Here is a 377-nt window from a genome sequence, read left to right as displayed (position 1 = left end):
GTTTAACGGACACTCCTTCCTGAAATAGAATGGCATCAGAAGGAGCTAATAATGAGCAGAAAAAAACCAACGTTACTCTAAAGAGTTCAAAGCCGAAGCGGTAATGACTCCAACTTACTGATAGTGTTTTATGTTCAGATAATGCCCGATGACCTTGTCATGCAGCTCCACCGATTTTGAGAACGACAGTGACTTCCGTCCCAGCCTTGCCAGATGTTGTCTCAGATTCAGATTATGTCGCTCAATGCGCTGAGTGTAACGCTTGCTGATAACGTGCAGCTTTCCCTTCAGGCGTGATTCATACTGCGGCCAGCCATCCGTCATCCATACCACGACCTCAAAGGCCGACAGCAGGCTCAGAAGACGCTCCAGTGTGG

Annotated in this window: 1 protein-coding gene; it reads right to left on the bottom strand. The window is 48.0% G+C overall.

Features of this window, described 5'->3' with window-relative positions:
- Nucleotides 1-114: 114 nt before the first annotated feature.
- The coding region (locus BGK49_RS18700; protein ID WP_069375811.1) for an IS1 family transposase at nt 115-377 on the bottom strand (263 nt) is incomplete at its 5' end.

It is taken from the genome of Shigella sp. FC1544 (genome assembly GCF_001722145.1).
Taxonomy (GTDB): Bacteria; Pseudomonadota; Gammaproteobacteria; order Enterobacterales; family Enterobacteriaceae; genus Escherichia; species Escherichia coli.
Note: the sequence above shows the minus strand (reverse complement) of the source record. Positions and strands in the feature narration are given on the sequence as shown.